30 protein-coding genes are annotated in these 25,424 nt (G+C 63.5%); 11 read left to right on the top strand and 19 right to left on the bottom strand.

Annotation, left to right across the window (positions count from 1 at the left end; genetic code table 11):
- Positions 1-30: 30 nt before the first annotated feature.
- Positions 31-1,218, bottom strand: a complete 1,188-nt coding sequence (gene mnmA / locus EOA32_RS01875; protein ID WP_128370683.1) for a tRNA 2-thiouridine(34) synthase MnmA — start codon at positions 1,216-1,218, stop codon at positions 31-33.
- On the opposite strand from mnmA, the gene EOA32_RS01870 reads away from it, so the two are divergent.
- The gene (locus EOA32_RS01870) at positions 1,217-1,402 is read left to right on the top strand and encodes a hypothetical protein (RefSeq protein ID WP_127246013.1); all 186 of its coding nucleotides are present in this window, start codon (positions 1,217-1,219) and stop codon (positions 1,400-1,402) included. The genes mnmA and EOA32_RS01870 overlap by 2 nt on opposite strands.
- 85 nt (positions 1,403-1,487) lie before the next feature.
- Positions 1,488-1,763: a DUF1153 domain-containing protein gene (locus EOA32_RS01865; RefSeq protein ID WP_006203587.1), complete on the top strand. Its 276-nt coding sequence runs from the start codon at positions 1,488-1,490 to the stop codon at positions 1,761-1,763.
- Between the two features lie 69 nt (positions 1,764-1,832).
- Here EOA32_RS01865 and EOA32_RS01860 read toward each other — a convergent pair whose 3' ends face one another.
- Positions 1,833-2,759, bottom strand: coding sequence for an NADP-dependent oxidoreductase (locus tag EOA32_RS01860; RefSeq protein WP_095830672.1), 927 nt, complete (start codon positions 2,757-2,759; stop codon positions 1,833-1,835).
- Between the two features lie 90 nt (positions 2,760-2,849).
- On the opposite strand from EOA32_RS01860, the gene EOA32_RS01855 reads away from it, so the two are divergent.
- Positions 2,850-3,257 (top strand): helix-turn-helix domain-containing protein, encoded by a 408-nt coding sequence (locus tag EOA32_RS01855; protein WP_066994146.1) that lies wholly within the window; start codon positions 2,850-2,852, stop codon positions 3,255-3,257.
- A gap of 80 nt (positions 3,258-3,337) precedes the next feature.
- Here EOA32_RS01855 and EOA32_RS01850 read toward each other — a convergent pair whose 3' ends face one another.
- On the bottom strand, positions 3,338-3,715 hold the full coding sequence (locus EOA32_RS01850; protein WP_066994149.1) for a flagellar export protein FliJ: 378 nt from the start codon (positions 3,713-3,715) through the stop codon (positions 3,338-3,340).
- A 450-nt stretch (positions 3,716-4,165) separates the two neighbouring features.
- Between EOA32_RS01850 and ctrA the strand changes: the two genes are divergently transcribed.
- Positions 4,166-4,861 carry a cell cycle two-component system response regulator CtrA gene (gene ctrA, locus EOA32_RS01845; RefSeq protein WP_006203583.1) on the top strand — a complete coding sequence of 232 codons (696 nt, stop codon included), beginning with the start codon at positions 4,166-4,168 and terminating at the stop codon, positions 4,859-4,861.
- Between the two features lie 62 nt (positions 4,862-4,923).
- Here ctrA and EOA32_RS01840 read toward each other — a convergent pair whose 3' ends face one another.
- From EOA32_RS01840 to EOA32_RS01830, 3 genes are all read right to left on the bottom strand, one after another.
- Complete coding sequence (locus EOA32_RS01840; RefSeq protein WP_066994154.1) at positions 4,924-5,292, bottom strand: response regulator; 369 nt, start codon at positions 5,290-5,292, stop codon at positions 4,924-4,926.
- Between the two features lie 232 nt (positions 5,293-5,524).
- Positions 5,525-6,154 (bottom strand): histidine phosphotransferase family protein, encoded by a 630-nt coding sequence (locus tag EOA32_RS01835; RefSeq protein ID WP_067326376.1) that lies wholly within the window; start codon positions 6,152-6,154, stop codon positions 5,525-5,527.
- 19 nt (positions 6,155-6,173) lie between these two features.
- Positions 6,174-6,422 carry a hypothetical protein gene (locus EOA32_RS01830; RefSeq protein ID WP_128370682.1) on the bottom strand — a complete coding sequence of 83 codons (249 nt, stop codon included), beginning with the start codon at positions 6,420-6,422 and terminating at the stop codon, positions 6,174-6,176.
- A gap of 117 nt (positions 6,423-6,539) precedes the next feature.
- Between EOA32_RS01830 and EOA32_RS01825 the strand changes: the two genes are divergently transcribed.
- Both EOA32_RS01825 and EOA32_RS01820 read left to right on the top strand, forming a co-directional pair.
- Complete coding sequence (locus tag EOA32_RS01825) at positions 6,540-7,076, top strand: EipA family protein (protein WP_245299591.1); 537 nt, start codon at positions 6,540-6,542, stop codon at positions 7,074-7,076.
- A gap of 137 nt (positions 7,077-7,213) precedes the next feature.
- Complete coding sequence (locus EOA32_RS01820; protein WP_128370681.1) at positions 7,214-8,359, top strand: hypothetical protein; 1,146 nt, start codon at positions 7,214-7,216, stop codon at positions 8,357-8,359.
- A gap of 41 nt (positions 8,360-8,400) precedes the next feature.
- Here EOA32_RS01820 and EOA32_RS01815 read toward each other — a convergent pair whose 3' ends face one another.
- From EOA32_RS01815 to EOA32_RS01790, 6 genes are all read right to left on the bottom strand, one after another.
- Positions 8,401-9,198, bottom strand: coding sequence for an RNA methyltransferase (locus EOA32_RS01815; RefSeq protein ID WP_128370680.1), 798 nt, complete (start codon positions 9,196-9,198; stop codon positions 8,401-8,403).
- 56 nt (positions 9,199-9,254) lie between these two features.
- Complete coding sequence (locus EOA32_RS01810) at positions 9,255-9,593, bottom strand: metalloregulator ArsR/SmtB family transcription factor (protein WP_066994170.1); 339 nt, start codon at positions 9,591-9,593, stop codon at positions 9,255-9,257.
- Positions 9,594-9,748: 155 nt separating this feature from the next.
- Positions 9,749-10,528 carry a HugZ family protein gene (locus EOA32_RS01805; RefSeq protein WP_128370679.1) on the bottom strand — a complete coding sequence of 260 codons (780 nt, stop codon included), beginning with the start codon at positions 10,526-10,528 and terminating at the stop codon, positions 9,749-9,751.
- Positions 10,529-10,564: 36 nt separating this feature from the next.
- Entirely contained in the window at positions 10,565-11,740 is a 1,176-nt protein-coding gene (locus tag EOA32_RS01800) for a CaiB/BaiF CoA-transferase family protein (RefSeq protein WP_128370678.1), read from the bottom strand.
- 6 nt (positions 11,741-11,746) lie between these two features.
- Positions 11,747-12,508, bottom strand: a complete 762-nt coding sequence (locus EOA32_RS01795) for a 3-hydroxyacyl-CoA dehydrogenase (protein WP_128370677.1) — start codon at positions 12,506-12,508, stop codon at positions 11,747-11,749.
- A 30-nt stretch (positions 12,509-12,538) separates the two neighbouring features.
- Entirely contained in the window at positions 12,539-13,144 is a 606-nt protein-coding gene (locus EOA32_RS01790) for an N-acetyltransferase (protein WP_128370676.1), read from the bottom strand.
- 273 nt (positions 13,145-13,417) lie between these two features.
- On the opposite strand from EOA32_RS01790, the gene EOA32_RS01785 reads away from it, so the two are divergent.
- A complete protein-coding gene (locus tag EOA32_RS01785; RefSeq protein ID WP_128370675.1) occupies positions 13,418-14,404 on the top strand; it encodes a glutathione S-transferase family protein in 987 nt (328 codons plus the stop codon).
- Between the two features lies 1 nt (position 14,405).
- On the opposite strand, the gene EOA32_RS01780 is transcribed toward EOA32_RS01785, so the two are convergent.
- Complete coding sequence (locus EOA32_RS01780; RefSeq protein ID WP_128370674.1) at positions 14,406-14,906, bottom strand: NUDIX domain-containing protein; 501 nt, start codon at positions 14,904-14,906, stop codon at positions 14,406-14,408.
- A 68-nt stretch (positions 14,907-14,974) separates the two neighbouring features.
- Between EOA32_RS01780 and EOA32_RS01775 the strand changes: the two genes are divergently transcribed.
- Positions 14,975-15,913: a metallophosphoesterase gene (locus EOA32_RS01775; RefSeq protein ID WP_128370673.1), complete on the top strand. Its 939-nt coding sequence runs from the start codon at positions 14,975-14,977 to the stop codon at positions 15,911-15,913.
- Here the strand turns inward: EOA32_RS01775 and EOA32_RS01770 are convergent.
- The 4 genes from EOA32_RS01770 to leuA all read right to left on the bottom strand — a co-directional run bounded on the left by EOA32_RS01770 (position 15,903) and on the right by leuA (position 21,278).
- Entirely contained in the window at positions 15,903-16,520 is a 618-nt protein-coding gene (locus EOA32_RS01770; RefSeq protein WP_095801707.1) for a hypothetical protein, read from the bottom strand. The two genes, EOA32_RS01775 and EOA32_RS01770, sit on opposite strands and share 11 nt — an antisense overlap.
- A 68-nt stretch (positions 16,521-16,588) precedes the next feature.
- On the bottom strand, positions 16,589-17,389 hold the full coding sequence (locus EOA32_RS01765; RefSeq protein WP_128370672.1) for an alpha/beta fold hydrolase: 801 nt from the start codon (positions 17,387-17,389) through the stop codon (positions 16,589-16,591).
- Between the two features lie 227 nt (positions 17,390-17,616).
- Positions 17,617-19,404 carry a tetratricopeptide repeat protein gene (locus tag EOA32_RS01760; protein ID WP_128370671.1) on the bottom strand — a complete coding sequence of 596 codons (1,788 nt, stop codon included), beginning with the start codon at positions 19,402-19,404 and terminating at the stop codon, positions 17,617-17,619.
- Positions 19,405-19,601: 197 nt separating this feature from the next.
- Entirely contained in the window at positions 19,602-21,278 is a 1,677-nt protein-coding gene (gene leuA, locus EOA32_RS01755; protein WP_189406825.1) for a 2-isopropylmalate synthase, read from the bottom strand.
- Between the two features lie 525 nt (positions 21,279-21,803).
- Here leuA and EOA32_RS01745 point away from each other — a divergent pair.
- Genes EOA32_RS01745 through EOA32_RS38330 form a run of 3 tightly spaced genes read left to right on the top strand, consistent with a single transcriptional unit; the run spans position 21,804 to position 24,008 of the window.
- On the top strand, positions 21,804-22,970 hold the full coding sequence (locus EOA32_RS01745; protein ID WP_128370669.1) for an ATP-grasp domain-containing protein: 1,167 nt from the start codon (positions 21,804-21,806) through the stop codon (positions 22,968-22,970).
- A 4-nt stretch (positions 22,971-22,974) separates the two neighbouring features.
- Positions 22,975-23,751 (top strand): alpha/beta hydrolase-fold protein, encoded by a 777-nt coding sequence (locus EOA32_RS01740; RefSeq protein WP_128370668.1) that lies wholly within the window; start codon positions 22,975-22,977, stop codon positions 23,749-23,751.
- Complete coding sequence (locus EOA32_RS38330; protein ID WP_189406819.1) at positions 23,751-24,008, top strand: hypothetical protein; 258 nt, start codon at positions 23,751-23,753, stop codon at positions 24,006-24,008. The genes EOA32_RS01740 and EOA32_RS38330 overlap by 1 nt, the downstream gene beginning before the upstream one ends.
- Here EOA32_RS38330 and EOA32_RS01730 read toward each other — a convergent pair.
- Positions 24,002-24,754: an SDR family NAD(P)-dependent oxidoreductase gene (locus EOA32_RS01730; protein WP_128370694.1), complete on the bottom strand. Its 753-nt coding sequence runs from the start codon at positions 24,752-24,754 to the stop codon at positions 24,002-24,004. The two genes, EOA32_RS38330 and EOA32_RS01730, sit on opposite strands and share 7 nt — an antisense overlap.
- 53 nt (positions 24,755-24,807) lie before the next feature.
- The coding region (locus EOA32_RS01725; protein WP_189406818.1) for an AbrB family transcriptional regulator at positions 24,808-25,424 on the bottom strand (617 nt) is incomplete at its 5' end.

The following is a 25,424-nucleotide window of genomic DNA, read 5'->3' as shown; positions in this document are numbered from 1 at the left end:
GGCAAAGCGCCCGATTGAAGGCGTGGGTTACTAGGCGGGGACGTGCGCGGGCTGTTGCGCAAGCCTGGACAGCATCGCCTCGGCCTCGGCGCCGCGCTCGGAGCGCTCGATAAAGCCGCCGCCATAGACTCGCGCCTCATCGCCGTCATCGGAATAGAGCACGCAGGCCTGTCCGGGCGCGATGCCGGATTCGCCGTCGACCAGCTCGACCGAGGTCACGCCGTCGCGGTGATGCAGCACGGCCGGGCGCGGCGGCCGGGTCGAACGGACTTTTGCGAAAAGCTCGATCCCGCCGGCCGGAACATCGGAGAGCGGGCCGTCGCCGAGCCAGTTCATGGCGCGCAGGTAGATCCTGTGCGTCTCCAGCGCCTCGCGCGGGCCGACAATGACGCGGGCGCGGTCGGCGTCGAGATGGACGACATAGAGCGGCTCGCCCGAAGCGATGCCGATGCCGCGGCGCTGGCCGATCGTGTAGCGCAAAATACCTTCGTGACGCCCGAGCACGCGACCGTCGATATGGACAATATCGCCCGGATTGGCGGCCGCCGGCTTCAGCTTCGCGATAATGTCGGAGTACTTGCCCTGCGGCACGAAGCAGATGTCCTGGCTGTCCTGCTTGGCGGCAACCGTCAGCCCCATCTCCTCGGCGATCGCCCGCACCTGCGGCTTGGGAAGTCCGCCGAGCGGGAAGCGCAGATAGTCGATCTGCGCCTGGGTCGTGGCGAACAGGAAATAGCTCTGGTCGCGGTCTGCATCGACCGGCCTGTAGAGCGCGCGATGCGCGCCATTGGCGCGCGAGCGGATGTAATGGCCCGTGGCCAAAGCATCGGCGCCGAGATCCTGGGCGGTGGCCAAAAGGTCCGCGAACTTGACCGTTTGGTTGCAGGACACGCAGGGGATGGGCGTCTCCCCGGCGACGTAGCTCTCGGCGAAGGGATCGATGACGGCCTTGCGGAAGCGCTCTTCATAGTCGAGCACGTAATGCGGGATCCCGAGCGTCTCGGAAACCCGGCGGGCGTCGTCGATGTCCTGGCCGGCGCAGCAGGAACCGGCCCGGTGCGTTGCCGCGCCGTGGTCGTAAAGCTGCAGGGTGACGCCGACAACATCATAGCCTTCGCGCTTCAGGATGCCGGCAACGACCGATGAATCGACGCCGCCCGACATCGCGACGACGACGCGGGTGTCTTCTGGGCGTCCGGGAAGATCGAGGCTGTTCATGGTTCTTTCAATCTGCGTGGCGCTGGCTGCCAATGGCCGGAATATAGGTCAAGCATCCCGGCGGCGCCAGCTTGGCTCCTCAAGCGATTTTATCGGCGATATTTCCGGGCAAAATCAGGGCCGGACCGCGATTATCTCAAATGCCGAACGAAAACCTAACGCGACGTTCACGATCCTTACCTAGTCATTAGGCTTCGCTTAGGCAATTTTTAAAGCTGTGGCGGTACGGTGGCGGGGATTGGGTCTTTGAGTTTTTAGTAGAGAGTACGATGACCGATCTGGTTAGACCTAGAGTCAAATATGTTATCGGGCCCGACGGCAGCCCTCTCACGATAGCCGATCTACCGCCGACGAATACACGGCGCTGGGTTATCCGGCGCAAGGCGGAAGTGGTCGCGGCGGTCCGCGGCGGACTGCTCAGCCTGGAAGAGGCCTGCCAGCGCTACAAGCTGACCACCGAGGAGTTTCTCTCCTGGCAGGCATCGATCGACGAATATGGCCTTGCCGGGCTGCGCACGACCCGGATCCAGCAATATCGCCACTAGGCTCCGACTGCCGGAAACCAAAGAAGGGCGCGGAACTCCGCGCCCTTTTGCTTCCGGGATCTGCGCTGATCAAACCGTCAGCACAACCTTGCCGATCGGTCGGGTGGCGAGGAAGGCATGGGCGGCACCTGCCTGGTTCAGCGGAAAAGCCTTCGCCACGTGCACGGCGAGCTTCCTGGCATCGACTAGCCTGGCGAGTTCCACCAGCCCCTCGCGATCCGGCACCACCGACATGCGCTCGACGCGGATGTTGCGCTCCCCGGCCTTGGCCCTTGTCGCATCATGGACGTTGAGCAACGACACCAGCACGCCGCCTTCGCGCAGCACTTTCAGCGACCGGTCGGCATGGTCACCGCCCATTGCGTCCAGCACCAGGTCGATATCGCGGACCCGTTCGGTGAAATCGCCGTTGGTGTAGTCGACGACCTCATCGGCGCCGATCGAGCGGACGTAATCAAGCTTGTCCGGGCTCGCAGTGGCGATGACCCAGGCGCCGCGCGCCTTGGCGATCTGCACAGCGAGATGGCCGACGCCGCCGGCGCCGGCGTGGATCAGGACGCGCTGGCCGGATTGCAGGCCGCCGTGGCGGACGAGACCCTGCCAGGCGGTCAGCCCGGCCAGCGGCAGCGCCGCGGCTTGGGCATGGTCGATGGCGGCAGGCTTGGCTGCGATCTCGTCCACCGGCGTGGCGACGAACTCGGCATAGGCGGCGGCCTGCTTGGGGAAGCGCGGCATGCCGAAGACCGCATCGCCGACCTTGAAGGCGGTCACGCCGGTGCCCAGCGCCTCGACGGTGCCCGAGATATCCCAGCCGAGAATGAAAGGTGGCTCGCCGATGAGAGGGAAGTAGCCGGCGCGCACCGCGCCATCGACCGGGTTGATGCCCGCGGCCTTGACGCGGACCAGAACTTCGCTGGCCTTGGGCGAGGGGGCCGGCTGTTGGGCGACGAAGAGGACGTCGGGTTCGCCAACGGAATTCTGGGTAACGGCACGCATTGGATGGTCTCCTGCTTGATTGATGCCGCTATCATTTGGATAGTAACAATCTCTTGTCTAGTATGCACCTTTCGGATATATAGATACCTCATGGATAGTGAAGACAGCGGTTCCTTTGGCTACGACGCATTCCGGCGCACATGCCCGTCGCATACGGTGCTCGAGATGCTGGCCAGCAAATGGGTCTATCTGACGGTTTGCGCGTTGCGGCGCGGCCGCCTGCGCAATGGCGAGCTCGCCCGCAAGCTGGAAGGCATCACGCCGAAAATGCTGACGCAGACGCTGCGCGTCCTGGAGCGCGACGGGCTCGTCCGGCGCGAGGTCTATCCGGTCATACCGCCGAGGGTCGAGTATGAATTGACGGAACTCGGCCAGAACCTTGCGGGACTGCTCAGCCAAATCAGGTCCTGGGCGGAAGAGCATGCGCCCGACATCAAGGATGCCCGTGCGCGGGCGTCGGCGGACCATCAGGATGATGAGACGGCGATGCTGCCCTAGGCCGGAGGCTGGGCTTTTTCGGCTCGGGGTTCGACACGGCGATGCCGGCAGTCCTCCGAGGCATCAATTGCGTTCGGCGGTCAGCCGATCATGGCGCTGCGGCCGCCCACTTCCGTGTCGCGGATCTTGCTGTCGCGCGATTCCAGCATCTCCGCCTTGGAAAGCTCCGCTTCAGCTTCGCCGAGTAATGATTCGGCCATGGTTCGCTGCTGGGCAAGATCGTTCTGCGAGTTCCTGAGGTTGTCGCGGCGCAGGCGTGCCGCCTTGGCGAAGGTCGGATAGGCAAAATGATTGATGTCGGTGATGCCGGCTTTTTTCTCTTCGGCGACGATCTGCGCCTCCAACTCGACGGCCATGCGTTCGAATTCGGCGATCATCATGTCCAGCTGCAACAGCTGGCGCCGCTTCTCATTCACCTGAAACTGCTTCAGCCGAACGAGGTTTTCACGTGACTTCATGACTCGGTACTCCGCAAAACGCACACCTGCATATCGTCCCATCGACCTCGAAAGGCCTACGCGTCGCCCGTTTCCACCGGCTTTCCCCCGCTCTATGGGAAACAAAGCCCTAAAGATTTTTGCCGGCGGTAACCATTCGTTTACGGGCATTGTTAATCATACGGGCGAGGACTTAAGGCCGGGTAAAAATTCCGGACAGCGGCAGGAAGCGCGGCCTGCGAGTCTCTGGAGTCACTTAGGCTTGCTTATTAATGTGGTACATGAGCGATTTGGGTCTACGATTCGTTATTAGATTCAAGTGGGTGTAGAAAGGGGTTAAAAAATCTGATATCGTGACCGACACGAAATTAGGATTTGTTAACCAGTCGGTGGCACCTTCTGTTCAGGCAATCACTGCTCCGGGTTCGGGACGGGTCGTGACGCGACCCGGCGGCAGAAAAGGGGAATGAAATGCGTGTTCTGCTGATTGAAGACGACAGTGCAACCGCACAGAGCATCGAGTTGATGCTGAAATCGGAAAGCTTCAACGTCTATACGACCGACCTCGGCGAAGAAGGGGTCGATCTCGGCAAGCTTTACGATTACGACATCATACTCCTCGATCTTAACCTTCCCGACATGTCGGGCTACGAGGTGCTGCGCACGCTTCGCCTCTCCAAGGTCAAGACGCCGATCCTGATCCTCTCCGGCATGGCCGGCATCGAGGATAAGGTGCGCGGCCTCGGCTTCGGCGCCGACGACTATATGACCAAGCCTTTCCACAAGGACGAGCTGGTGGCGCGCATCCACGCCATCGTGCGCCGTTCCAAGGGCCACGCCCAGTCGGTCATCACCACCGGCGACCTGGTGGTCAATCTTGACGCCAAGACGGTCGAGGTGGGCGGCCAGCGCGTGCACCTGACCGGCAAGGAATATCAGATGCTTGAGCTGCTCTCGCTGCGCAAGGGCACGACCCTTACCAAGGAAATGTTCCTCAACCACCTCTATGGCGGCATGGACGAGCCGGAACTGAAGATCATCGACGTCTTCATCTGCAAGCTGCGCAAGAAGCTCGACGCAGCGTCCGGCGGCCAGAATTACATCGAGACGGTGTGGGGCCGCGGCTATGTGCTGCGTGAGCCGGAAGACATCCGCGTCAGCGCCTGATCCTCTGCCAATTCACACAAAACCCGGCTCAGGCCGGGTTTTTGTTTGGGGTGTCGAAAAACTCAGGCCGCGATTTTCAGGAAGCGGAAGCTCTCGAGCAACTGCGCGCGGTTGAAGGGCTTCAGCAGGTAACCCTGGGCGCCGGCACGTTTCGCTCGCATGATCGAGCCGACATCGACTTCGACGAGCGAGACCAGGATCTGCGGCTTGACGGGGTTTTCGATGGCACGGATGCGGCGAATGAGGTCGACCGCCTGCATATCCGGCAGGCCGCCGTCGACAACAATGACATCGGGCATGTCGCCGGAGCAGATCTCGATCGCATCAAGCCCGCTGGCCGCCTCGAAGACCACGATGTCCGAGCCGCCAAGGATACGCTTCGCGACCTTCCTGATGACGCTCGAGTCGTCCACGAACAGGCAGCGTTTCATTTCCGGGTCCTCTTTGCCATCTGCCGAACCGGCAATCCGGTAACCGTGAGGCACCCTAGAACAATCTGGTAAAGAAGCCGAAAAGCGGTTAGGTAAAGTTTTTCCAAAGAACCGCTTTGCGCGATTTTGGCCTGCGATGCACTACAGTGCCAGGCGGGAGGCAATGCTTCGATCGCACTGCCAGCTGCAAGATCAGTGACAATGGATACTTGACCTGTTCTTGGCTGTCGCCTCAGGCTGCCGACAACACGATCTCATCGGCCGTTGCATGGATCGAGATCGTCATGTTCGCCTCGCGCGCCAGAAGCAGCGTGTAATAAGGCTGGACCGAGTGGGCGTCGATCGGCTCCTCGGGCTTGTGGCCCGAATGCAGCTCGAGGAATTTCGGCGGCACCCGCAGCATGGGGCCGCTCGCCGACAGCGAGAAACGCGGTTCGGTCTCGAGGTTCTCCAACGTGACAACCAGCCTGCCGCCACGCGGTATGGCGGCATTGGCGACAAGAATGAGATTGAGCAGAAGCTTGACCTTGTTCTTGGGCAGCAGCGCGCGGGCGCCGTTCCAGACAAGTTCCGGCTTCTCGTTCTTCAGGAAGGCAATGGCCACGGCCTCGGCGTCGCCGGTATCGATCATCATGCCGGCGGAGCCCGCGGCGCCGAAGGCGATGCGGGCAAACTGCAGCCGCGCCGAGGCGTTCCTGGCGCTCTGGCGAATCAGCTTCATGGCGTCTTCGTCGGCGCCGCCTTCATCGAGCAGTTCGAGGCCGTTGTTTATGGCGCCGACCGGCGAAATGATGTCGTGGCATACGCGGCTGCACAAAAGCGCAGCCAGATCGGGGGCGGAGAGGGTGAAGAGCTCGGCCATCGGAGAAATCCCTGCTGGTTCACATGTCATGGCCGAACGTTGTCGCGCCCGCTACGCGAATCACGCTCTTTTCCAAGGCCTCTGAATACACAGCGCCCGTCCATGCATCAACAAATCCGCAGCTGCGGACAGCGAAAATGGTGCGTGATGCCGCGAAATTGAGGCTGATAGAGATCGTGTCAGGCCCTTCAGCCCTCGAACCGCCATCTTCCTGCGCCAGCTTAATGGTTGAAAAAGGATTACGGCATAGTTTGCCTGTAACAGTCATCTCGAAACGGCCGCCAAGAGCCGTAGGGATACGAGGCGTCGGCGAAAGTGCTCCCTGACGGAGATTGGAAGCATGTTTTCCCGATTCTTTGACCGGATGTTCGTCCGCGTCCTCACCATGACGATCGCCCTCTCGGGTGCTCTCATCCTCTCAACCTCGGCGTCGCGGGCCCAGGAATACACCGCGCAAGAGATTGTCGATTCCGGCCACAAGTTCTTCGGCGCGACGTCGGGAGGCCTCGCCACCGTGGTCGAAAAGGTGTTCGCGTCCTACGGCCTGCCAAACGGTTATCTGCTCGGCGAGGAGGGATCCGGCGCGCTGATCGGCGGCCTGACCTATGGCGAGGGCACGCTGTACACCAAGAACGCCGGCGACCATAAGGTGTTCTGGCAAGGCCCATCGCTCGGCTGGGATTTCGGCGGCGAAGGCTCGCGCGTGATGATGCTGGTCTACAATCTCGACGATATCAGCAGCCTCTACAACCGCTTCGGCGGCGTCGCCGGATCGGCTTACGTCGTGGCGGGCGTCGGCTTCAACGTGCTGCAAAGCAACAGAGTGCTGCTCGTTCCGATCCGCACCGGGGTCGGTGCCCGGCTCGGCGTCAATCTCGGCTATCTGAAGCTGACCGAGCGGGCGACGTGGAATCCGTTCTGACCGGACAGGATTGCCACAGCCGCTCGGATAAGACTGATCGTGCCGCAGCGTGCTCTTGCCGCGGCGCTGGATTTCCGCCATGCCAAGGTGGCACAGTCGGCATGGCGGGTTGCCGCCTCGCATACGGATAGTCCACCTTGGTCCAGTCGATCCTGTTCTTCGCACTCGGCTTCCTCTGCGCGGCCTTTCTGGTGTCGCTGATCGCGCCGGCCGTCTGGCGGCGGGCCGTCGTGTTGACACGCCGGCGCCTTGAGGCCTCGATGCCGCTGACGCCTGCCGAGATGCTGGCCGAGAAGGACCGTATCCGCGCCGAGTTCGCCATGAACACGCGCCGACTCGAGATGAACATCAAAAATCTGAAGGAAAAGGTGGCCGAGCAACTGGTCGAGATCGGCCGCGCCCAGGAGGCCCTGAAGGGACTGGCGGCCGAGAAGAAGGACAAGACTCAGGCGCTTTCCGATCTGCAGGCCAAGAACGCGGAGCTCAGGCTGCGCGAGGAAGAGTTGCACAAGCTTACGGAAAAGCTGGCGCAGGCGGAGCGCTCGCTGGAGAAGCGCGCGCTGGAGCTGCAAAAGCTCGAGCAGATGTATGACGAAGCCAGCTTTTCTTCCTCAAACCGCCAGATCGAGCTCGTGGCCCGCGAATCGGAACTGGACAAGCTTGCCAATGACATTGCGGTGCTGCGCAGCCAGCGCAAGGAAGCGGACCGGCGCAATCAGGAACTGGCAGCGGAAAGCAAAGCCGCCAGGGACGCGCTCAAGGCGGAGAAGAAGCGGACAGCCGAGCTGGACAAGAAGGTCGAACGGCTGCTTGCAACCCTTGCCGACCGCGAGGAAAAGCTGGACAGGCGCGAAAAGGAGCTTGCGCGGATGCGCGAACGTCCAAGCAAAGATCATGCGGTAAATGGCGGAACGCACAAGGCCGACGAAGTCCAAGGGATCGACAATGCCATCGCCAAGCTCGAAGGCGATCGCGAGCGGCTGGAGGCGCGGCTGACGGCGCTTGCGCGGGAGAACAAGCGGCTCAAGACCGATCTTGCCGCGCTCGAAACGGCACAGCCCGAACAGGCAGCCGAGGCACCGCGCGCCGGTGCGGCGCTTCGCGAACAAATGAACGAACTGGCAGCCGAGGTCGTCAACCTGACGATGAGGCTGGAAGGGCCGGATTCGCCGATCGCCAAGGCCTTGGCGACACCTCGCGACGAGCGGCAAGATATCGGCGAGCGCGGCATCAGCCTCGCGGACCGTGTCAGGGCCTTGCAGAAGGCCAACGCAAGCAACTGATCCGAATGCCGTGGCGAGCGGAGCGTCTTGGTCCTGCGCCGCTATCGTTTCGAGAAGTGATGCAGGGCGATGGCCGATGCGGCTGCAACGTTCAGGCTGTCGAATCCCTCCGCCATGCCGATCCGTACGGTCCGCAGGCGACTGAGCAGGGTTTCGGGCAGGCCTTCGCCTTCCGTGCCGAGAAAGAGGGCCAGCCGAGACGTTCTTTCCGCAGCGCCGATGTCCGTTTCGCCGCGCGGCGAGAGCGCGAACTGGGCGAAACCCATCCGGTCAAGCGTTGCGGTCAAGCTCATCGCATTGTCGAAGGATCCGAAGGGCACCTTCAGCGCCGCGCCGACCGAAACGCGGATCGCCTTGCGGTAAAGCGGATCACAGCAGGTGGGATCGAGAAGCACGGCGTCCGCGCCAAAGGCTGCGGCGTTGCGGAAGATCGAGCCCATATTGTCATGATTGGATATGCCGACCAGAACCACGACCAATGCGCTTGCCGGCAAGGTTTCGAGCAGCACCTCGGCCGGTTGAGGAGAGCCCCGAATGCCAATCGCCAATACGCCGCGATGCATGTGGAAGCCGGCGATCCGGTCCATGACGTCGCCGTTTACGACATAGATCGGGAGGTCGGCTGGCGCCTTGCGCAAGACACCTTCGAGGCCCGCCCGCCTGTTCTCCAGAATGAGGGCCGATTCCGCCGCGAAGCGTCCGGCCGACAGCAGAAGATCCAGCACCACCTTGCCTTCGGCGACGAAGCGCCCATGTCGGCCGACGAGATCGCACTCGCGGATATCGAGATAGGCGGCGACACGCGGATCCCGCGGGTCGTCGACAGGGATGAGGTTCATAGAAATCTCGCCGGCGAACGATCGTCAGCAAGGTAAGGGGCTTTGCAGAGCCCGGGTCAAGTCCCGGCGCGGCGCATCCTGTAGGCCATCTGAGACAGGTCGCCGTCGCCGAAAATGCCTTCCAGCGTGCGAAGCAGCTCGCGTACCGCGTCGGAGTTGCAGGAATAATAGATCATCTGGCGATCGCGGCGCGTCTCGACGATATCAAGCGCTCTCAGCTTGGCCAAATGCTGCGACAGAGCGGACTGGCTCAACTGGACTTTCTCGGCGATGGCGCCGACGGACATTTCGCCCTCGATCAGATAGCTGACGATCAGCAGCCGCTTTTCATTGCCCATGAGCGTCAGAAAGGCGGCAGCCGATTCGGCGTTGGCGACTAGCTTGCTTGAGATCATGGATCCCCCATGTTTTCTGGCTCATCCAGCTGCCATGGGGGCAATGGCGGCTGATTTCCACGATATTCAGGTCAGGGAGCGCCGCTGAATCGGCGCTGCAACAAAAGGTAGATCATTTTACCTAAATCTCAAGAGTTGCTTTCGATCCGGGACGATTAACTTTCGCTACTGTGCCGGCCTGCGGCGCGGCCGGCCCTGGCCATCTCGACCAGCACGGACCGCAACTCGCCGGCAGTGCCGAGAGGCCGAGGGAAGAAGACCCTGCAGGTGGCATCCGGAGAGGCCAGATCCATGCCGTCCGCATCGAAGCCTGTGGCGATCCAGCCATCGCCTTCGGCCTGGCCGAAATGGCGCGCATAGATGCAAAGCGCATCGCGATGGTCGGCATTCATGTGGTCAAGCGCCGACTGTTCGCTGGCCGCCAACTCCTCGACGATCGGGCCGCCGGCGATCAGGTCGGCGCGATCCAGAAGATAGGCTTTGCCGAAGCCGCCATTGAGACTGGCGCGCTCGGGCTCGAGCCGGAATATCGAGAAGTCGCCGAGCCCGGCATAGAGTTTCGCCTTCGGATTGCGGTTGAGATAGCGCCGTTCGGCGCGGGCGTGACCCGCCGACCCGCGCTCCAGCCGCAGCGCCTGGCATACTAGCGAGATGCGGGGATGGGCGAGCGGATCGCCCTTGCCGGGTTCGCCGACGAGCAGCGCGCAGCGCGGGTCGGCGAGAAGCGCGCCGGTATGCGCCGACAGCATCGAGATCAGGATCAGCGGCGCGCCGTCGATGTCGGTCGCCACGCCGACCCGGCTTGCCAGCGGCGCCCCGGTGCCGGGCTGAATCGCCGCCAGAGCGCCGAAGCGGGCCGAGCGGACCAGAGTCTTCGCCAGCCTGACGGCCTCGGTGTCGGTCTCGCGGATGACATCCTTCCTGGTCTCGGTCACAGCGCTCACCGCGATAAGTTGATTTCTACTCTCCGGCTATCGGCCAAACAGGCCGGACCTGACAAGGGCTTCAATTTCAGTCTCGTCGATGCCGAAGCGTGCCAGCACAGCCGAATGCCGGCGGTCGGCGACCGTGGGCGCCGCGGCGAGCGGCGACGCGGCGTTGGAGAAGCGCGGCGCCGGCGTCGGACGTTCGAGCTCGCCCGATCTTGCAAAATTTTGCCGGGCGCGGCTCTGCGGATGATCCCTGGCTTCGGTCAGCGACAGGACCGGAGCGACGCACGCGTCGGTCGGTCCAAACACCTCGGCCCACTCGTCGCGTGTCTTCGCTCTGATTCTCGCGGCAATGGCAGCGCGCATGTCGGGCCACGATGTCCTGTCATATTGACCGCCGACAAAACGCCGGTCGAGCGGCAACAATCGGGCGAACTCGGCAAAGAATTGCGGTTCGAGGCAGCCGATGGCGACATGCCGTCCGTCCGCCGCCTCGTAAACGTCGTAGAAGGGGGCCCCGGAATCGAGCAGGTTCTCACCGCGTCGCTCGCTCCAGAGGCCGGCCGCCATGAAGGCATGGATCGGAGCCGCGAGCATCGATGCACCCTCGACCATGGCGGCATCGATCACCTGACCTTTGCCGGTGCGCGAGCGCTGGAACAGGGCCGCCAGCACGCCGGCGATCAGCATCATGGCGCCGCCGCCCTGGTCGGCGACAAGGTTCAGCGGCGGCACGGGCGGCGCTCCCTGCCGGCCGACGGCATGCAGCAGGCCGGCATAGGCGAGGTAGGTGATGTCATGACCGGCGCGGCGCGATAGCGGCCCGTCCTGGCCGAAACCCGTGAGGCGGCCGTAGATCAGCGCAGGATTGCCTTCCAGCACGACATCAGGCCCGAGGCCCAGCCGCTCCATGACGCCTGGGCGAAAACCTTCGATGAGAACGTCGGCCTTTTCCGCAAGGCGCAGCAGAAGCTCCGCGCCGTCCGGCCGCTTCAGGTCGAGCCTGAGGATGGAGCGGCCGTGGCGGTCGAGGTCGTGGGCCTCGGGCAAGGACAGAAGCGGCTCTTTGGCGTCCGCCCGCTCGATGCGCAGGACGTCTGCGCCCATCTCCGACAGCATCAAGGCGGCGAGCGGCACCGGGCCGAGGCCCGCCATCTCGATCAGCCTGAGGCCAGCCAACGGTCCTGTCTTGTCGGCGGCTGTCGGCGGCGTGCTCATTTCCTTTTATTTGGGCGCCATGCGGATCGCGCCGTCGAGACGGATGGTCTCGCCGTTCAGCATCTGGTTCTCGATGATGTGGAACGCGAGTGCTGCATATTCGGAGGGCTCGCCGAGGCGAGGCGGGAAGGGCACCGAAGCGCCGAGCGAATCCTGCACCTCTTGCGGCATGCCGGCCATCATCGGGGTCTTGAAGATCCCTGGGGCGATGGTGCAGACGCGAATGCCTGAGCGCGCCAGGTCGCGCGCCACCGGCAATGTCATGCCGACGACGCCGCCCTTGGACGCCGAATAGGCGGCCTGGCCGATCTGGCCGTCATAGGCGGCGACCGACGCCGTGTTGACGATGACGCCGCGTTCGCCGCCGGCGAGCGGGTCGAGTTTCGCCGCCCGGTCGGCGACCAGGCGGATCATGTTGAAGGTGCCGATCAGGTTGATCTCGATCACCTTGCGGTATTGATCCAGCGGGTGCGGGCCATCCTTGCCGACCGTCTTCACTCCAATGGCAATGCCGGCGCAATTGACCAGGATGCGCGGTTCGCCGAGCTTTGCCGCCACTTCGGCGATCGCCGCGCTGCCACTGTCTGCGCTGCTGACATCGCATCGAACCGCGATGCCGCCGATATCGGCGGCAACCTTGGCCGCGCGATCGATACCGATATCGAGTATCGCTATTTTGGCGCCCTTGGTGGCAAGGGCGCGCGCCGTCGCTTCGCCAAGGCCGGAGCCACCGCCAGTGACGATCGCGATCTGGCCGTTCGGGGTCATGCCGGCGTCCTCCCAGAATTTCGGATCATGCTACGAAGCGCGCTGCTGCGGCGCAACCTGAATGACCGGATCGATCGAGGACTGCGGATTGGCCGAGGCGCGGACCGCGACCTGGGCCAGGTCGGCAATCCGCGCCGTATCAGCATGACAGACCTCACCGACTAACCGGGCCACCGCGCCAGGCCTGATTTCGTGATGGAGCAGCCGGTCGAGATCAACCGGACGCGGCATGGTGATCTGCCCGCGCGGGAAGCGCTTGAAGCCGAGCGGCCCGTAGTAGGGCTCATCACCGACCAGCATGACGGCAGGCGCGCCGGCCTTCGCGGCGGCTTCGAGCGCGATCGCGACCAGCCTGCGGCCTATGCCGAGATTCTTGAAGGCGGGCCGGACGGCAAGCGGGCCGAGCATCATGGCGCGTCCGGCGCCTGCCGTCACGCGCGTCATGCGCACCGAGGCGATCACCGTCTCGCCCTTGAGGGCGACAAAGGACATCGAGCGGTCGTGCCCGCCAGCCTCGCGGATCTTATAGGCGGCCAGCACGAAACGGCCGGGCCCGAAGGCCTCGTCGTTGATGGCTTCGATTTCAGGATCGTGCGCCGGGGTCTCCGGCAGATATTTCACGTCGGCAAGGCTCATGGTCTTTGCGTTCCGGTATGCGAGGAAAGGTTTGCTGCAAGCGGCAGCGTTCGCCAGTCAGCGCTTCATCAAGCGCGGGCGTCCTTTCGTCGTCGGTCGAACCGGATCGTGGCAAAGTCAAACATGGGCGCTTCCGCTAGCATCAATTGTTCCCGGCTGCAATCGGCGCTTTTCACCTTTCTTTTCGCCGTTTGACGAACTGTTCAGCGCCTGGGGGCTTCGAGATTTCGGGTAAGCGCCTAGATGTCTGTTGGAACCGCAGGGAGATTTCGCATGGGATTGCTGGTTGAAGGCAAATGGCAGGACCGCTCGACCGTTGCCGACAGCAGCGGCAGGTTCGTGCGTGCCGAAGCGCAATGGCGCGACTGGGTGACGCGCGACGGTGCGCCGGCGCAAGGGCGCAAACGCGGTTTCAAGGGGGAGCCCGGGCGCTATCACCTTTACGTCTCGCTCGCCTGCCCCTGGGCGCACCGGACCTTGATCTTCCGCGTCTTGAAGAAGCTGGAAGACATCATCTCCGTCTCCGTGGTGCACCATTTCATGGGCGAGAACGGCTGGACCTTCACAGCCGAGGACGGCGCGACCGGCGACACGCTCTACGGCCTCGACTTCCTGCACCAGATCTATGCCAAGGCCGATCGCGGCTATTCGGGCCGCGCGTCCGTACCGGTGCTGTGGGACAAAAGGCAGGAAACCATCGTCAGCAACGAGTCGTCAGAAATCATCCGCATGCTCAATTCCGGCTTCGACGAATGGGGTGATGCGAGCCTGGACTTTTATCCGCAGGCGTTGCGTTCCGAGATCGACAGGATCAATGCGCTGGTCTATCCGGCGATCAACAACGGCGTCTATCGCGCCGGCTTCGCCACCTCGCAGGAAGCCTATGAGGAAGCGTTCGGCGAGCTGTTCGCCGCACTCGACACGTTGGAAGAGCGGCTGTCAAAGCAGCGCTATCTTGTCGGCGAGCGGATCACCGAGGCCGACTGGCGGCTCTTCACCACGCTGGTGCGCTTCGATCCAGTCTATGTCGGCCACTTCAAATGCAATCTGCGCCGGGTCGCCGACTATCCGAACCTGTCGAACTATCTGCGCGACCTCTACCAGGTGCCTGGCGTGTCAGGCACGGTCAGCCTGCATCACATCAAGTCGCATTACTACGGCAGCCACAAATCGATCAATCCGACGGGGATCATCCCGGTGGGACCTGAACTCGACTATGCCGCGCCACATGATCGCGGCCGGTTCAGGAAGGCGGCATGAGTTACCAGTAGGCCGAGACCTGCTCGCCGCCGAAAATTTCGGCATTCCGACGTCGCGTCGCCGGCGTCGCATCTGCCGGCAAACGGTCGAGCGGAAAGAACGCGGCCTCGGCGATCTCATGGTCCGCCGATTTCGGCGCCGTCTGGTTGAAGGCTTCGACCAGATAGAGGCCGACGTGGTCGCGTGTGCTGGCGCGACGGTTGAAGTGCATCGATCTCAGCACCGGCGGAGCCGTCAACGCGATGTTGCCCTCCTCGGCGAGCTCGCGCGCCAGCGCCTCGACAAGCGTCTCGCCGACCTCGACGCCGCCGCCAGGCAACTGCCAGCCCGGAACATAGGTGTGGCGGATGAGGAAGACGGAGTTGGATGCGCGGTCGTAGATCAAGCCGCGCACGCCAAGCGTCATCGGGCGCCGCAGCAGGAAATAGAGATGGAACAGCCTTGCCCGCAGTCCCGCCCAGCCGGTCTGGCGGAACGCCTGTTCCGGATCGGCGCCAGTCATCCACGAAACCGCGAGCGGACAGGAAACGTTGAGTAGAAAGCCCGGACCGGGTCGCTTAAGAAGGGGCTATGCTCAGGCTTGCACATATTTCCGATGTCCATCTGGGGCCGCTGCCCGATGTAACCTATCGCGATCTCGCGTCCAAGCGCGTGCTGGGTTACGTCAACTGGCAGCGCAACCGCCGCCGTCATATGCACGATGCGGTGATCGACACGATTGTCGGCGATATCAAAGCCAACGCCCCCGACCACCTCGCGGTCACCGGCGATCTCGTCAACCTGGCGCTCGATGGCGAGATCGAGATGGCGAAACATTGGCTGGAGACGCTGGGCTCTGCGAATGACGTATCCGTGGTGCCGGGCAATCACGATGCCTATGTGCCGGGCGCCTTCGACAAGGTCTGCCGGTCATGGGCGCCGTGGATGACGGGCGACGGCATCAACAGCCCAATCGACCGTAATTCCTTTCCCTATTTGCGGGTTCGCGGTGATGTCGCTCTGATCGGCGTCACGACGGCGCGGGCCACGGCGCCCTTCATGGCCAACGGCTTCTTCATGGAGGGCCAGGCGGAGCGGCTCGGCAACATCCTCGACGCGACGGCCAGACAGGGGCTGTTTCGCGCCATCATGATCCATCATCCGCCGGTGCGTGGCGCGGTCTCGCAGCATAAGCGGCTGTTCGGTATCGCGCGCTTCCACAAAGTCATTCGCCGGTATGGCGCCGAGCTTGTGCTGCACGGCCACTCGCACTTGCCTTCGCTGTTCACCATCGGTCCGCGCGGCGCCAAGGTGCCGGTGGTCGGCGTGGCCGCCGCCGGCCAGGCGCCGGGCGGCGATCATCCCGCCGCTCAGTACAATCTGTTCGAGATCGGCGGAAAAAAAGGTGGTTGGTCCATCCGCCTGACACGGCGCGGCCTGACCGGTCCGGCACTGCCGCCGTCGGACATTCAGGTGATCGAGCTCGGTGCCGATATGCCGGTGGTGCGCGAGCCCGTCGTCAGAAGCTGATCTTCATCTGGGCGATGCGGTCCCAGAACAGCACCAGCGATACCGCCAGGCCGACCAGGGCGCCGGCGGCGATCAAGCCAAGGCCGGCGAAGAAGGTCGTCCAGCCGTTGCGGCGCGTTGCAGCCTGCAAGGGCGGCTCGGCTTCCCGGACCTCGGCTCGATGCAGGCCAGTCACCGCGCTCTCGACCGCGCCTTCCATCATCCGCTGCCGCTCGACGACACGCTCGGCCACGTATCGCGTAACGGCATCGGCGACGGGCTTCATGTCGGTCGATTCGGCCAGCACCACGCGGCCGATGCGCGTGTCCTTAAGGAAGCGGAAGGTGCGGCGATCCCGCCCCATGGCGACATGGCTCACGGCATCGACCCACAGCCGCGGCTGCAGGCCGGAGGAGACGGCGAAGTCGAAATTGTCGATATCCGCCGGCACGTCGGCGAAAACGGGGGCGAGCTCCGCGGCCAGCAACTCGAGCCGCATGCGGTGCGCCTCGCGCATGTCGACCACCACATCATCGCGGTCGGCGAAGGCGTTCTTGACGTCGCGGATCGCGTCCGCGAGCTTTCGCGATGGCTCGATCGGGGTGATTTTGTCGCCTGCATCCTTCATGGCGCTGCCTCGCTGTTGGTAAACAGCGAGTTAACACAGTCGCCGGCAAAATGCACTGCGAGATGGGCTCAGCTTGCGGCTGCGCTGAACACCGGTCTCTGGATTCTGCTGCGGCGACGCGTGTTGCGGCGCACGGCCTCTGCAATCAGGTCAGGCGCCTCCTCGACCAGCATGTGGCCCGCCTCCAGCACGTGGTGCAGGTGGAAACGCGGCGGCAAGTCCTCGGCCTGGGCGACGGGCAGGACGGGATCGTCCGTTCCCCAAAGCACCATCACCGGCATGCTCAGGGTTTCCAGCCGTTCGCTCGGGATGATACCTTGTCGGTCTTCCCTGGTGATCACGGCTGCAGCACCGACGAGGGTCCGCAACTGGCCCGGCCGTTTGCGCATGCCGCACAGCGCCTCCACCACGTGTTGAGGAGGAGAACTTTGCGGCCCCGACATGGCGGCAAGACAGGCGCGGATCTCATCTCGATCGGCCGCGGCCGCATAGCGCCGCAGCAACGGACCGTTGATCTCGGGGCCGAAGCCGCCGGGCGCCAGCAAGGTCAGCGAGGCCACCCTTTCGGGATCGGCAGATGCCATCAATGTCGCGATCGCGCCGCCCATGGAATGGCCGACGACGTGAACTTTGCCCAGGCGGCGCTTGCCCAGATCGGTCAGGATAACCCCAGCGGCCTGCTTGACTCCTGCCGCCTGGCACTCCAGGGAGTTTCCGTGGCCCGGCAGGTCGTAGGCCAGTGTCCTCACATCGGGCGTCAATCCCGCAATCACGTCGCGCCAGATCGAATGGCAAGCGCCGAAGCCGTGCAGAAAGACGATCGTCTTCGAGCCAGCACCGCTTTCGGCGACGTGAAGAGAGTTAAACATCGAGATTGTTGGCTGTGAAGCAGTATGAGGGGCAATTCAAGATTGTGGCTGAATTGCTCCCTGAGCAGGTCGATAGCCAGTAAAATCTTCGCGAATTCGCCGTGCGCGCCCCAATCGAACGCGTAAGCAGGCCTAAGACTCGTTGAGTGTCGACGCCCGCTGTGCCGAGCAGATCCGGCGAGCGAATTCAACAGGCTCGCACGCGTCAGCGAATGCTCCACGTTCGCTCAGCTCGGATTGCCGATGCCCGCAGAGCGCAAGGATTGCACCAGCCGGTCGATGAGATCGGCGGGGTACTTCCTGTCAACAAAAGTGGCGCGCGGATTGGCGGCGAATTTCGGGAATTCGGCCGTGAGCTCGTTCGCCAATTCGTTTGCGAGCTTGTCGCGGCCTGAGATCTTGGCGCCGATCAGGCGTGCCGCCAAATAATGCGACTTGGACGCGGTGGTCCGCAGCGACTCGCTGGCAATCGCTGCCCTCTGGGTGTCGCCTTGCATGAAGGCTCCGACAAACAGGCCATAGTCCCACCAGGTCGGATGACCGCCGAAGGCCTCGACGGCATGGCCCAGGATCGGCGTCCCTTCCTGGTATCTGCCAGCGAAGATCAGGCCATAGCCATAAGCGGCGGCCATGCCGAGATCGTAGGGGTTGAGCTCATAAGCCTTGCGCATCCAGCGGATCGCTTCGTCGGTGTTGCCGAGGCGCGAGTTGAGGTAGCCATAGGCGCGATGCGCGTGCGGGCTCATCGGTGCCATCTGAATGGCGCGGTGGGCAAACGACATGGCCTGCTCGACCGTTGCGCCGGGCGGATAGGCGTAGCGGTTGTTGACGGCTTCCAGTTGCAGGGAAGCCAGTTCCGAGTAGACGAGCGATGATTTGGTGCTTTCCCTGACCAGCTTCTCCAGACAGCGATACGCAGCTTCGTGCGCCTTGGCGCTCTGGTCGAGATAGTAGAGGTCGTCGAGCACCAGACATCCTATCTGGCTGGTCCGGATATCGCTCTGGTCGATATAGCTGTAGATAGCGCCCGAAGCGGGGACGGTAGAGGTCAGGAGATTGGCGATGTTGCTTTCGACCGCACCAGGCGCGCTTTCGGCCGGTGTCAGGTTGCGTGACAGGAGAACCCGTCCCGTCGCGACGCTCTGCAGCTCGATCATGACGTCGCCGGCGGCTGTCCCGGGGATAAGATCGAAAACGAAGCTGATCGGATCGGCGGAACGGTTGCGCCTAGAGTCGGCGTCGCGTCCGATGAAGTCTATCGTATCGAAGCCGGCGAGACCGGCGCGCAGCGAGGAAGCAACACGGGCCGCCTCGGGTCCGTCGGCTTTGATGGCCAAGTAGATCAAAGGCAGGCCGTCGAACGTTTGGGAAGCGACGCTGCCGGTCGCGCCTGCCGTTTCGACTTCGACCGGCGCGGCCGCGTCGTCACCACGAAGAAAGGCGTTCCCCTGGCGGACGACAAGGATACCCAGCATGGCGATGACCAGCACCATGGCGGCCCAGAAGAACCGCAACTGGCGCGTCAGCAATGACGCGGATTCGGTCGGTGCCGGGGTCGTCGTCAGCGGCACGGCGTCGACCGGAGCGGCGGCGGCCTCGGGCTTCTCGAAATGCTTGGATGGCCGGGCGATCGGGGCGGCATCCGCGGGTTCGGCGTCGGCTGGGAGCCGTATGGCGTTCAGCTCGTAGGAAGGCACATAGCCGCCGCGCGGAATGGCGATGCGCACCGGCTCGCCAATACCTTCGCTGGCGAAATATTGATCCAAAAGCTCGCGCAGCCGCCCCGCCTGGACCCTGACGACCGCGTCGGTCGATCCGTCGAAATCGCCGTCCTTGCCGAAGACATCCATGGCAATGGATACACCCTTCAGCCGGTCGGCTTCGCCTGCCTGCTCACGTTCGACGAGATAGCGTAACAGCCTGCGGGCCCGCTCGGATCGTCCGAACGTTTCGCTGGCAAGCAGTCGCTCCAATGTCTCGCGCACTGCGGGGGCGGCAGGCGTGGCAGGCTCCAAGTGTCGGACCTTTCAGAGTCGGCACAGGTTAGGGCGCGATAATATAGCGCGCGCTCCAGCGCACAAGGAACCTTCTGTTATGTGATCGCGTAAGCCACGGGAAATTTACCGGCCGGTTAACGAATTTGAACGCGGCTCGCGCCTGCCATGAAGCGTGGCACGTCCGATGAACGGGCCACGCTTTATCAATCGAACAATCAGGCGGGCTTGCGGCCCAGGATGCGGTTGGCGGCCGAGACCACGGCCTCCAGCGAGGCGGCGACGATGTTGGTGTTTATGCCTGCGCCGAACAGCTTGCCGCCCGGATATTCCATCTCGACATAGGAAATGGCCGAGGCGTTCGAGCCGCGCTGCAAGGAATGTTCGGAATAGTCGAGCACCGACATGTCGACGCCGATATGGCGCGAAAGCGCATCGACGAAGCCGTCGATCGGGCCGGTACCGGTGCCGGTGATGGTGACTTCCTTGCCGTTGTCGAGGATCTCCGCCTCGACCACGCGACGGCCCTTTACCCCAGTGTCCGGATAGGTGCGATGGTCGAGGAATTTCAGCCTGGCGCCGGGCTGGTCGACATAGGCTTCGAGGAAGCGCTCGTGGATGCGCTTGGCCGGCACTTCCTTGCCTTCGGCGTCGGTGATCGCCTGGATGTCCTGGCTGAACTCGATCTGCAGGTTGCGCGGCAGATTGAGGCCATAGTCGGCCTGCAGCACGTAGGCGATGCCGCCCTTGCCCGACTGCGAGTTGATGCGGATGATCGCCTCATAGGTGCGGCCGACATCAGCGGGGTCGATCGGCAGGTAGGGCACTTCCCACACCGGCGTGTTGGCTTTGCGCAGCGCCTTCATGCCCTTGTTGATGGCATCCTGGTGCGAGCCGGAGAAAGCGGTGTAGACGAGCTCGCCGACATAGGGGTGGCGTTCCGGGATCTTCAGCTGGTTCGAATATTCGTAGACGTCCTTCATCCGGTTGATGTCGGAGCAGTCCAGCTCGGGATCGACGCCTTGCGTGTACATGTTGAGCGCCAGCGTCACGATGTCGACATTGCCGGTCCGCTCGCCATTGCCGAACAGCGTGCCCTCGACGCGGTCGGCGCCGGCCATCAGGCCAAGCTCGGTGGTGGCGATGCCGGTGCCGCGGTCGTTGTGCGGATGCAGCGAGATGATCAGCTTGTCGCGGTTGTCGAGATTGCGGCACATCCACTCGATGCGGTCGGCGTAGACGTTGGGCGTCGACATCTCGACCGTCGACGGCAGGTTGACGATCAGCTTGTTGTCGGCCGTCGGTTTCACGATCTCGGTGACGGCGTTGCAGATCTCCAGCGCGACCTCGAGCTCGGTACCGGTGAAGCTCTCCGGCGAATATTCGAAACGGAAGCCGCCGCCGGCCTTGGCGGCCATGTCGGTGATCATCTTGGCGGCATCCGTGGCGATGCGCTTGATGCCGGCGACGTCCTTTTCGAAGACGACGCGGCGCTGCAGCTCGCTGGTCGAGTTGTAGAAATGCACGATCGGGCGGTGGGCGCCCTCGAGCGCCTCGAAGGTCCGCGTGATCAGCTCGGGCCGGCACTGCACCAGAACCTGCAGCGACACGTCCTTGGGCACGCCGCCCTCCTCGACGCACCAGCGGGCAAAGTCGAAGTCGGTCTGCGAGGCCGACGGGAAGCCGATCTCGATCTCCTTGAAGCCCATGTCGAGCAGCAGCGCGAACATGCGCGCCTTGCGCTCATGGCCCATCGGGTCGATCAGCGCCTGGTTGCCGTCGCGCAGGTCGACCGAGCACCAGATCGGCGCCTTGTCGATCACCTTGGACGGCCAGGTGCGATCGGCGAGGTTGACGGTCGGGTAGGGCTGATATTTGCGGGCGGCATCGGCCATGTGGCCGGGCGCTTGCGCGCCCGTTTCGGCCTCGCCGGCGCGGATTGCTTCTCTTCTATTCATCGTCGTTTCTCCCGGCGGCTCGTGGGACCGCCTTCAGGCGGATCGGTGCCGAGCGGCGCCTTACCAAAGAGTTTCGTTCGCTTGATGTGACTTGCCAATCTAGCCAAGGAGCAGGCGCCCAAAGCGGCGGTTTTCGACCGCCGGGCGCTCCTTCAGCGAACCCGGCGATCGCCAATAAGGCCGAGAAGGAGCAGGGTCGAAGCAAGCGCGCGCACGGTCTCACCGGCAAAGCCGGGGCGAGGAGAAGCGACGGAGCGGGTGCGCGTGGTCATGCCGGCTCTCTTACAGGAGCGGGCATCCGGAGGCAAGTGCCGGGGGCTTTAAGTCTTTGGTTTCATGCATATCGTCTTCCCAAAACCGCTGCACAGTTTTGCGCGGCATGCCTTGGCGCGGCTCTTCCCCGCATCGGCCAAATGCGCCACACTCGCTTCCGGAGGACCTGATCCGAGGGGGAGGTCGTGCATGAATTTCGTGTTCTTCTCGCCGCATTTTCCGGCCAACGGCGCCGACTTCTGCGACCGGCTGAAGAAGGCCGGCGCCACCGTGCTCGGCATCGGCGACGCGCCCTATGAGACGCTGAGCAGCAAGCTCAAGGCGGCGCTTTCGGAATATTATCGGGTCGCGGACATGGAGAACTACGATGCCGTATTCCGGGCGATGGGCCATTTCATCCACAAATGGGGCCGCATCGACCGCTTCGAGTCGTTGAACGAGCACTGGCTGGAGCTCGAGGCCAATATCCGCACCGACTTCAACATCTTCGGCACCAAGCTCGACTTCGTGAAGAACTTGAAGCGCAAGAGCCGCATGCGGGCCTTCTTCCGCAAGAGCGGCGTCGAGACAATCCCGCAACGCAAATGCTCCGATCGCGCCGGCGCCATGACCTTCATCCGCCGGGTCGGCTATCCGGTGGTGGTGAAACCGGATTCGGGCTCCGGCGCCTCGAACACGTTCAAGATCTCCAACGCGAAGGAGCTCGACCAGTTCTTCAAGGACAAGCCCGAAGGCGTGACCTTCGTCATGGAGCAGTTCATCGAGGGGCTGGTGGTAACCTTCGACGGGCTTGTCAACCGCGACGGTGAGGTGGTGCTGGCGGCGAGCCACCGCTACGACCAGAGCGTCATGGAGGTGGTCAACCGCGACCGCCATATGAGCTACACCTGCTTCCCCGAGATCACGCCCGGGGTCGAGGAGGCAGGCCGCAAGATCCTCATGGCGTTCGACGTACGCGAGCGCTTCTTCCACATCGAACTGTTCGAGACCAGGGACAAGCGCATCATTGCGCTGGAGGTCAACATGCGGCCGCCAGGCGCCTGGATGACGGATGCGATCAACTACACCTTCGACATCGACGTCTATGCCGAATGGGCCAACATGGTGGTGAAGGACGTGGCCGGCGGGCCCTACAAGGGCAAGTATTTCACGGCCTATGCCAGCCGCAAGCGGCACCTCGACTATTTGCACAGCCATGAGGACGTGCTAGCCGCCTACGGCGACAAGATCGTCCACCATCAGGCCATCGAAGAGGTTTTCAGCCGCGCCATGGGGAACTACGCCTACCAGATGCGCTCGAAGGACCAGAAGGCGCTGCGTCAGGCGGTTGACTATATCCACGCGGAAAAGGCGTGAGCCGATGGACGTCTCCTATCACAAGGCCCATGCCCGCAATCTCGGCCGCGACATGGAATACAAGCGCTACGGCCATGCCGGGCGGCCGGTGGTGGTGTTTCCCACCTCGCAGGGGCGTTTTTACCAGTTCGAGGATTCGGGAGGCGTCGCAGCACTCGCCGAATTCGTCGACACCGGCCGCATCCAGCTGTTCACGCTCGACGGCATCGATTCGGAATCCTTCTTCGACAAGCATGGCGATCCCATCAGTCGCATCGCCCGCCACGAAGCCTATTTCCGCTATGTGCGCGAGGAGGCGCTGCCGGAGCTGCAGGCGGTTGCCGCCAAGGCCAATGGCGGACGCGCCCTCAAGCCGCTGTTCTGCGGCTGCTCGATGGGCGGCTACCACTCGTCGAATTTCGTGTTCCGCTTTCCGGAGCTGGCGAGCGGCGTGATCTCGCTATCCGGCGTCTATTCGACCCGCGACTTTTTCGGTCGGGCGCTGGAGGGCAGCATCTTCTACAATTCGCCGCTCGACTATCTGCCGGGCATCGTCGACCAGAAGCTGCTCGGGCGGCTGAGGGCGCTGAGGCTGATCTTCTGCTGCGGGCAGGGCGCCTGGGAAGAACGAATGCTCGTCGAAACGCGCGAACTGGAGCAGGTGCTGCGCGAGAAATCCATTGCGGCCTGGGTCGACTATTGGGGCGGCGACGTCAGCCACGACTGGCCGTGGTGGCACAAGCAACTCGTCTATTTCTTTGGCCGCTGGCTCGATGACGACCTGATGCACAGGATCGACTGATGACCGCGCCCGACCCGATCCGCCGCTTGTCGAAGCCACCAATGCCGGCGACCCGGGGCCTTTCTCGAACCCTCACCGCCGATGCCTTGCTCACCGATTGGGGCCGTTCCTTCCGCGGACGCGAGCAGACCGCGCGCTGGAACCAATCCGACAGTATCGGCGTACAATCCCTTTTGATGCGCGTCGCGGGGTTGGCCGCCACCTCGGGCCATGTGGAATGGCGGCGTGGGCGCGCTGTCGCGATCCTCGCTCAGTAGGTCGCGCGCCCGCCGGACAGATCGAAGGTGGCGCCAGTGGTGAAGGAATTCTCGTCCGACAGCATGAAGGCGACCATGGCCGCAGCCTCCTCCACCTCGACGAATCGACCGCGCGGCACCTTGCTGAGCATATAGGTCACCTGGGCCTCGGTGAGCTGTTCGAGGATACGGGTGCGGGCGGGCGAGGGGGTCAACGCGTTGACGGCGATGTCGAGGCCGGCGAGTTCCTTGCCGAGCGACTTGGTCAGCGCAAGCACGCCGGCTTTGGCGGCCGAATAGGCGGCGGCGTTGGGATTGCCTTCCTTGCCGGCCACCGAAGCGACATTGACGATGCGGCCATAGTTGTGCGCGATCATGCCGGGCACCAGGCGTCGGCAGCAGTAAAAGACGCCGTTGAGGTCGATTTCGATGATCTGCCGCCAGGCGGCGGGGTCATAGTCCACCACGGTCGCGGCTGGCCCGGCAATGCCGGCATTGTTGACAAGGAGATCGACAGGCCCGAGCGCCTGCTCGGTCTCGATGGCGGCGCGGTCGACGGCCTCGATCTGCGACTGGTCGCAAAGCAAGGCTTCGACCCGGCCCAAGGGAGCAAGCTCGGCCACAGCGCTCGCCATCGCGGCCTGGTCGATGTCCCAGATGGCGACGCTTGCGCCCGACGACAGCAGGCGTCGGGCGACCGCAAGGCCGATGCCTTGCGCGCCGCCCGTCACGACCCCGACGCGGCCAGAGAGATCGACAGCATTCAAACGACGGTTCATGGCCAATTCCTCTGCTTCTCCATGCACTTGGTTAGCGCGGATCAGTCCCTGACGTTTCGCGCCACAAGCTTGGCGACGCTTGGCCCAACAAGCAGCACGACGAGGAAACGGGCCGATTGCAGCGCCATGACGAAGGAGATGTCGACGTTCTGCGCGGCGGCGGCGATGATGGCGACGCTGTCCATGCCGCCGGGGCTGGTCGCCAGATAGGCGGTCAGCGGATCGATGCCGAGCACGCGGCTGATGACGAAAGCCATGCCGCCGCAGAAGGCGATCAGCGCTACGATCGAGGCGATGATCTGCGGCAGGGCGCGTGCCGCGTGGCGCAGGATCGGCCGGGTGAAGTTCAGCCCGATCGACCAGCCGACAATGGCGTAGCTGACGGCCAGCAGCCAGGGCGGCAATTGCATCGGCACGCTGAAGCCGAGATGGATTACCGCGCCAAAGATGAAGGTGCCAAGGAAGAAGGGCGAGGGCAGTCTGAGCAGCTTGCCGAGCAGGCCGCCGACGACCGCGATGCCAAGGGTGGCGCCAAAGGCCAATGGATCGATCGGCGGAAACCAGATGATGGGCGGCACTTCGACGCCCGACGTGTCGACCCACATCTTGGCGACGAGCGCCGCCGTCACCGAAACGAAGATGACGCGCAGATATTGCA

Source organism: Mesorhizobium sp. M1A.F.Ca.ET.072.01.1.1, assembly GCF_004023325.1.
Classification (GTDB): domain Bacteria; phylum Pseudomonadota; class Alphaproteobacteria; order Rhizobiales; family Rhizobiaceae; genus Mesorhizobium.
This window is presented reverse-complemented; position numbering and strand designations above follow the sequence as displayed.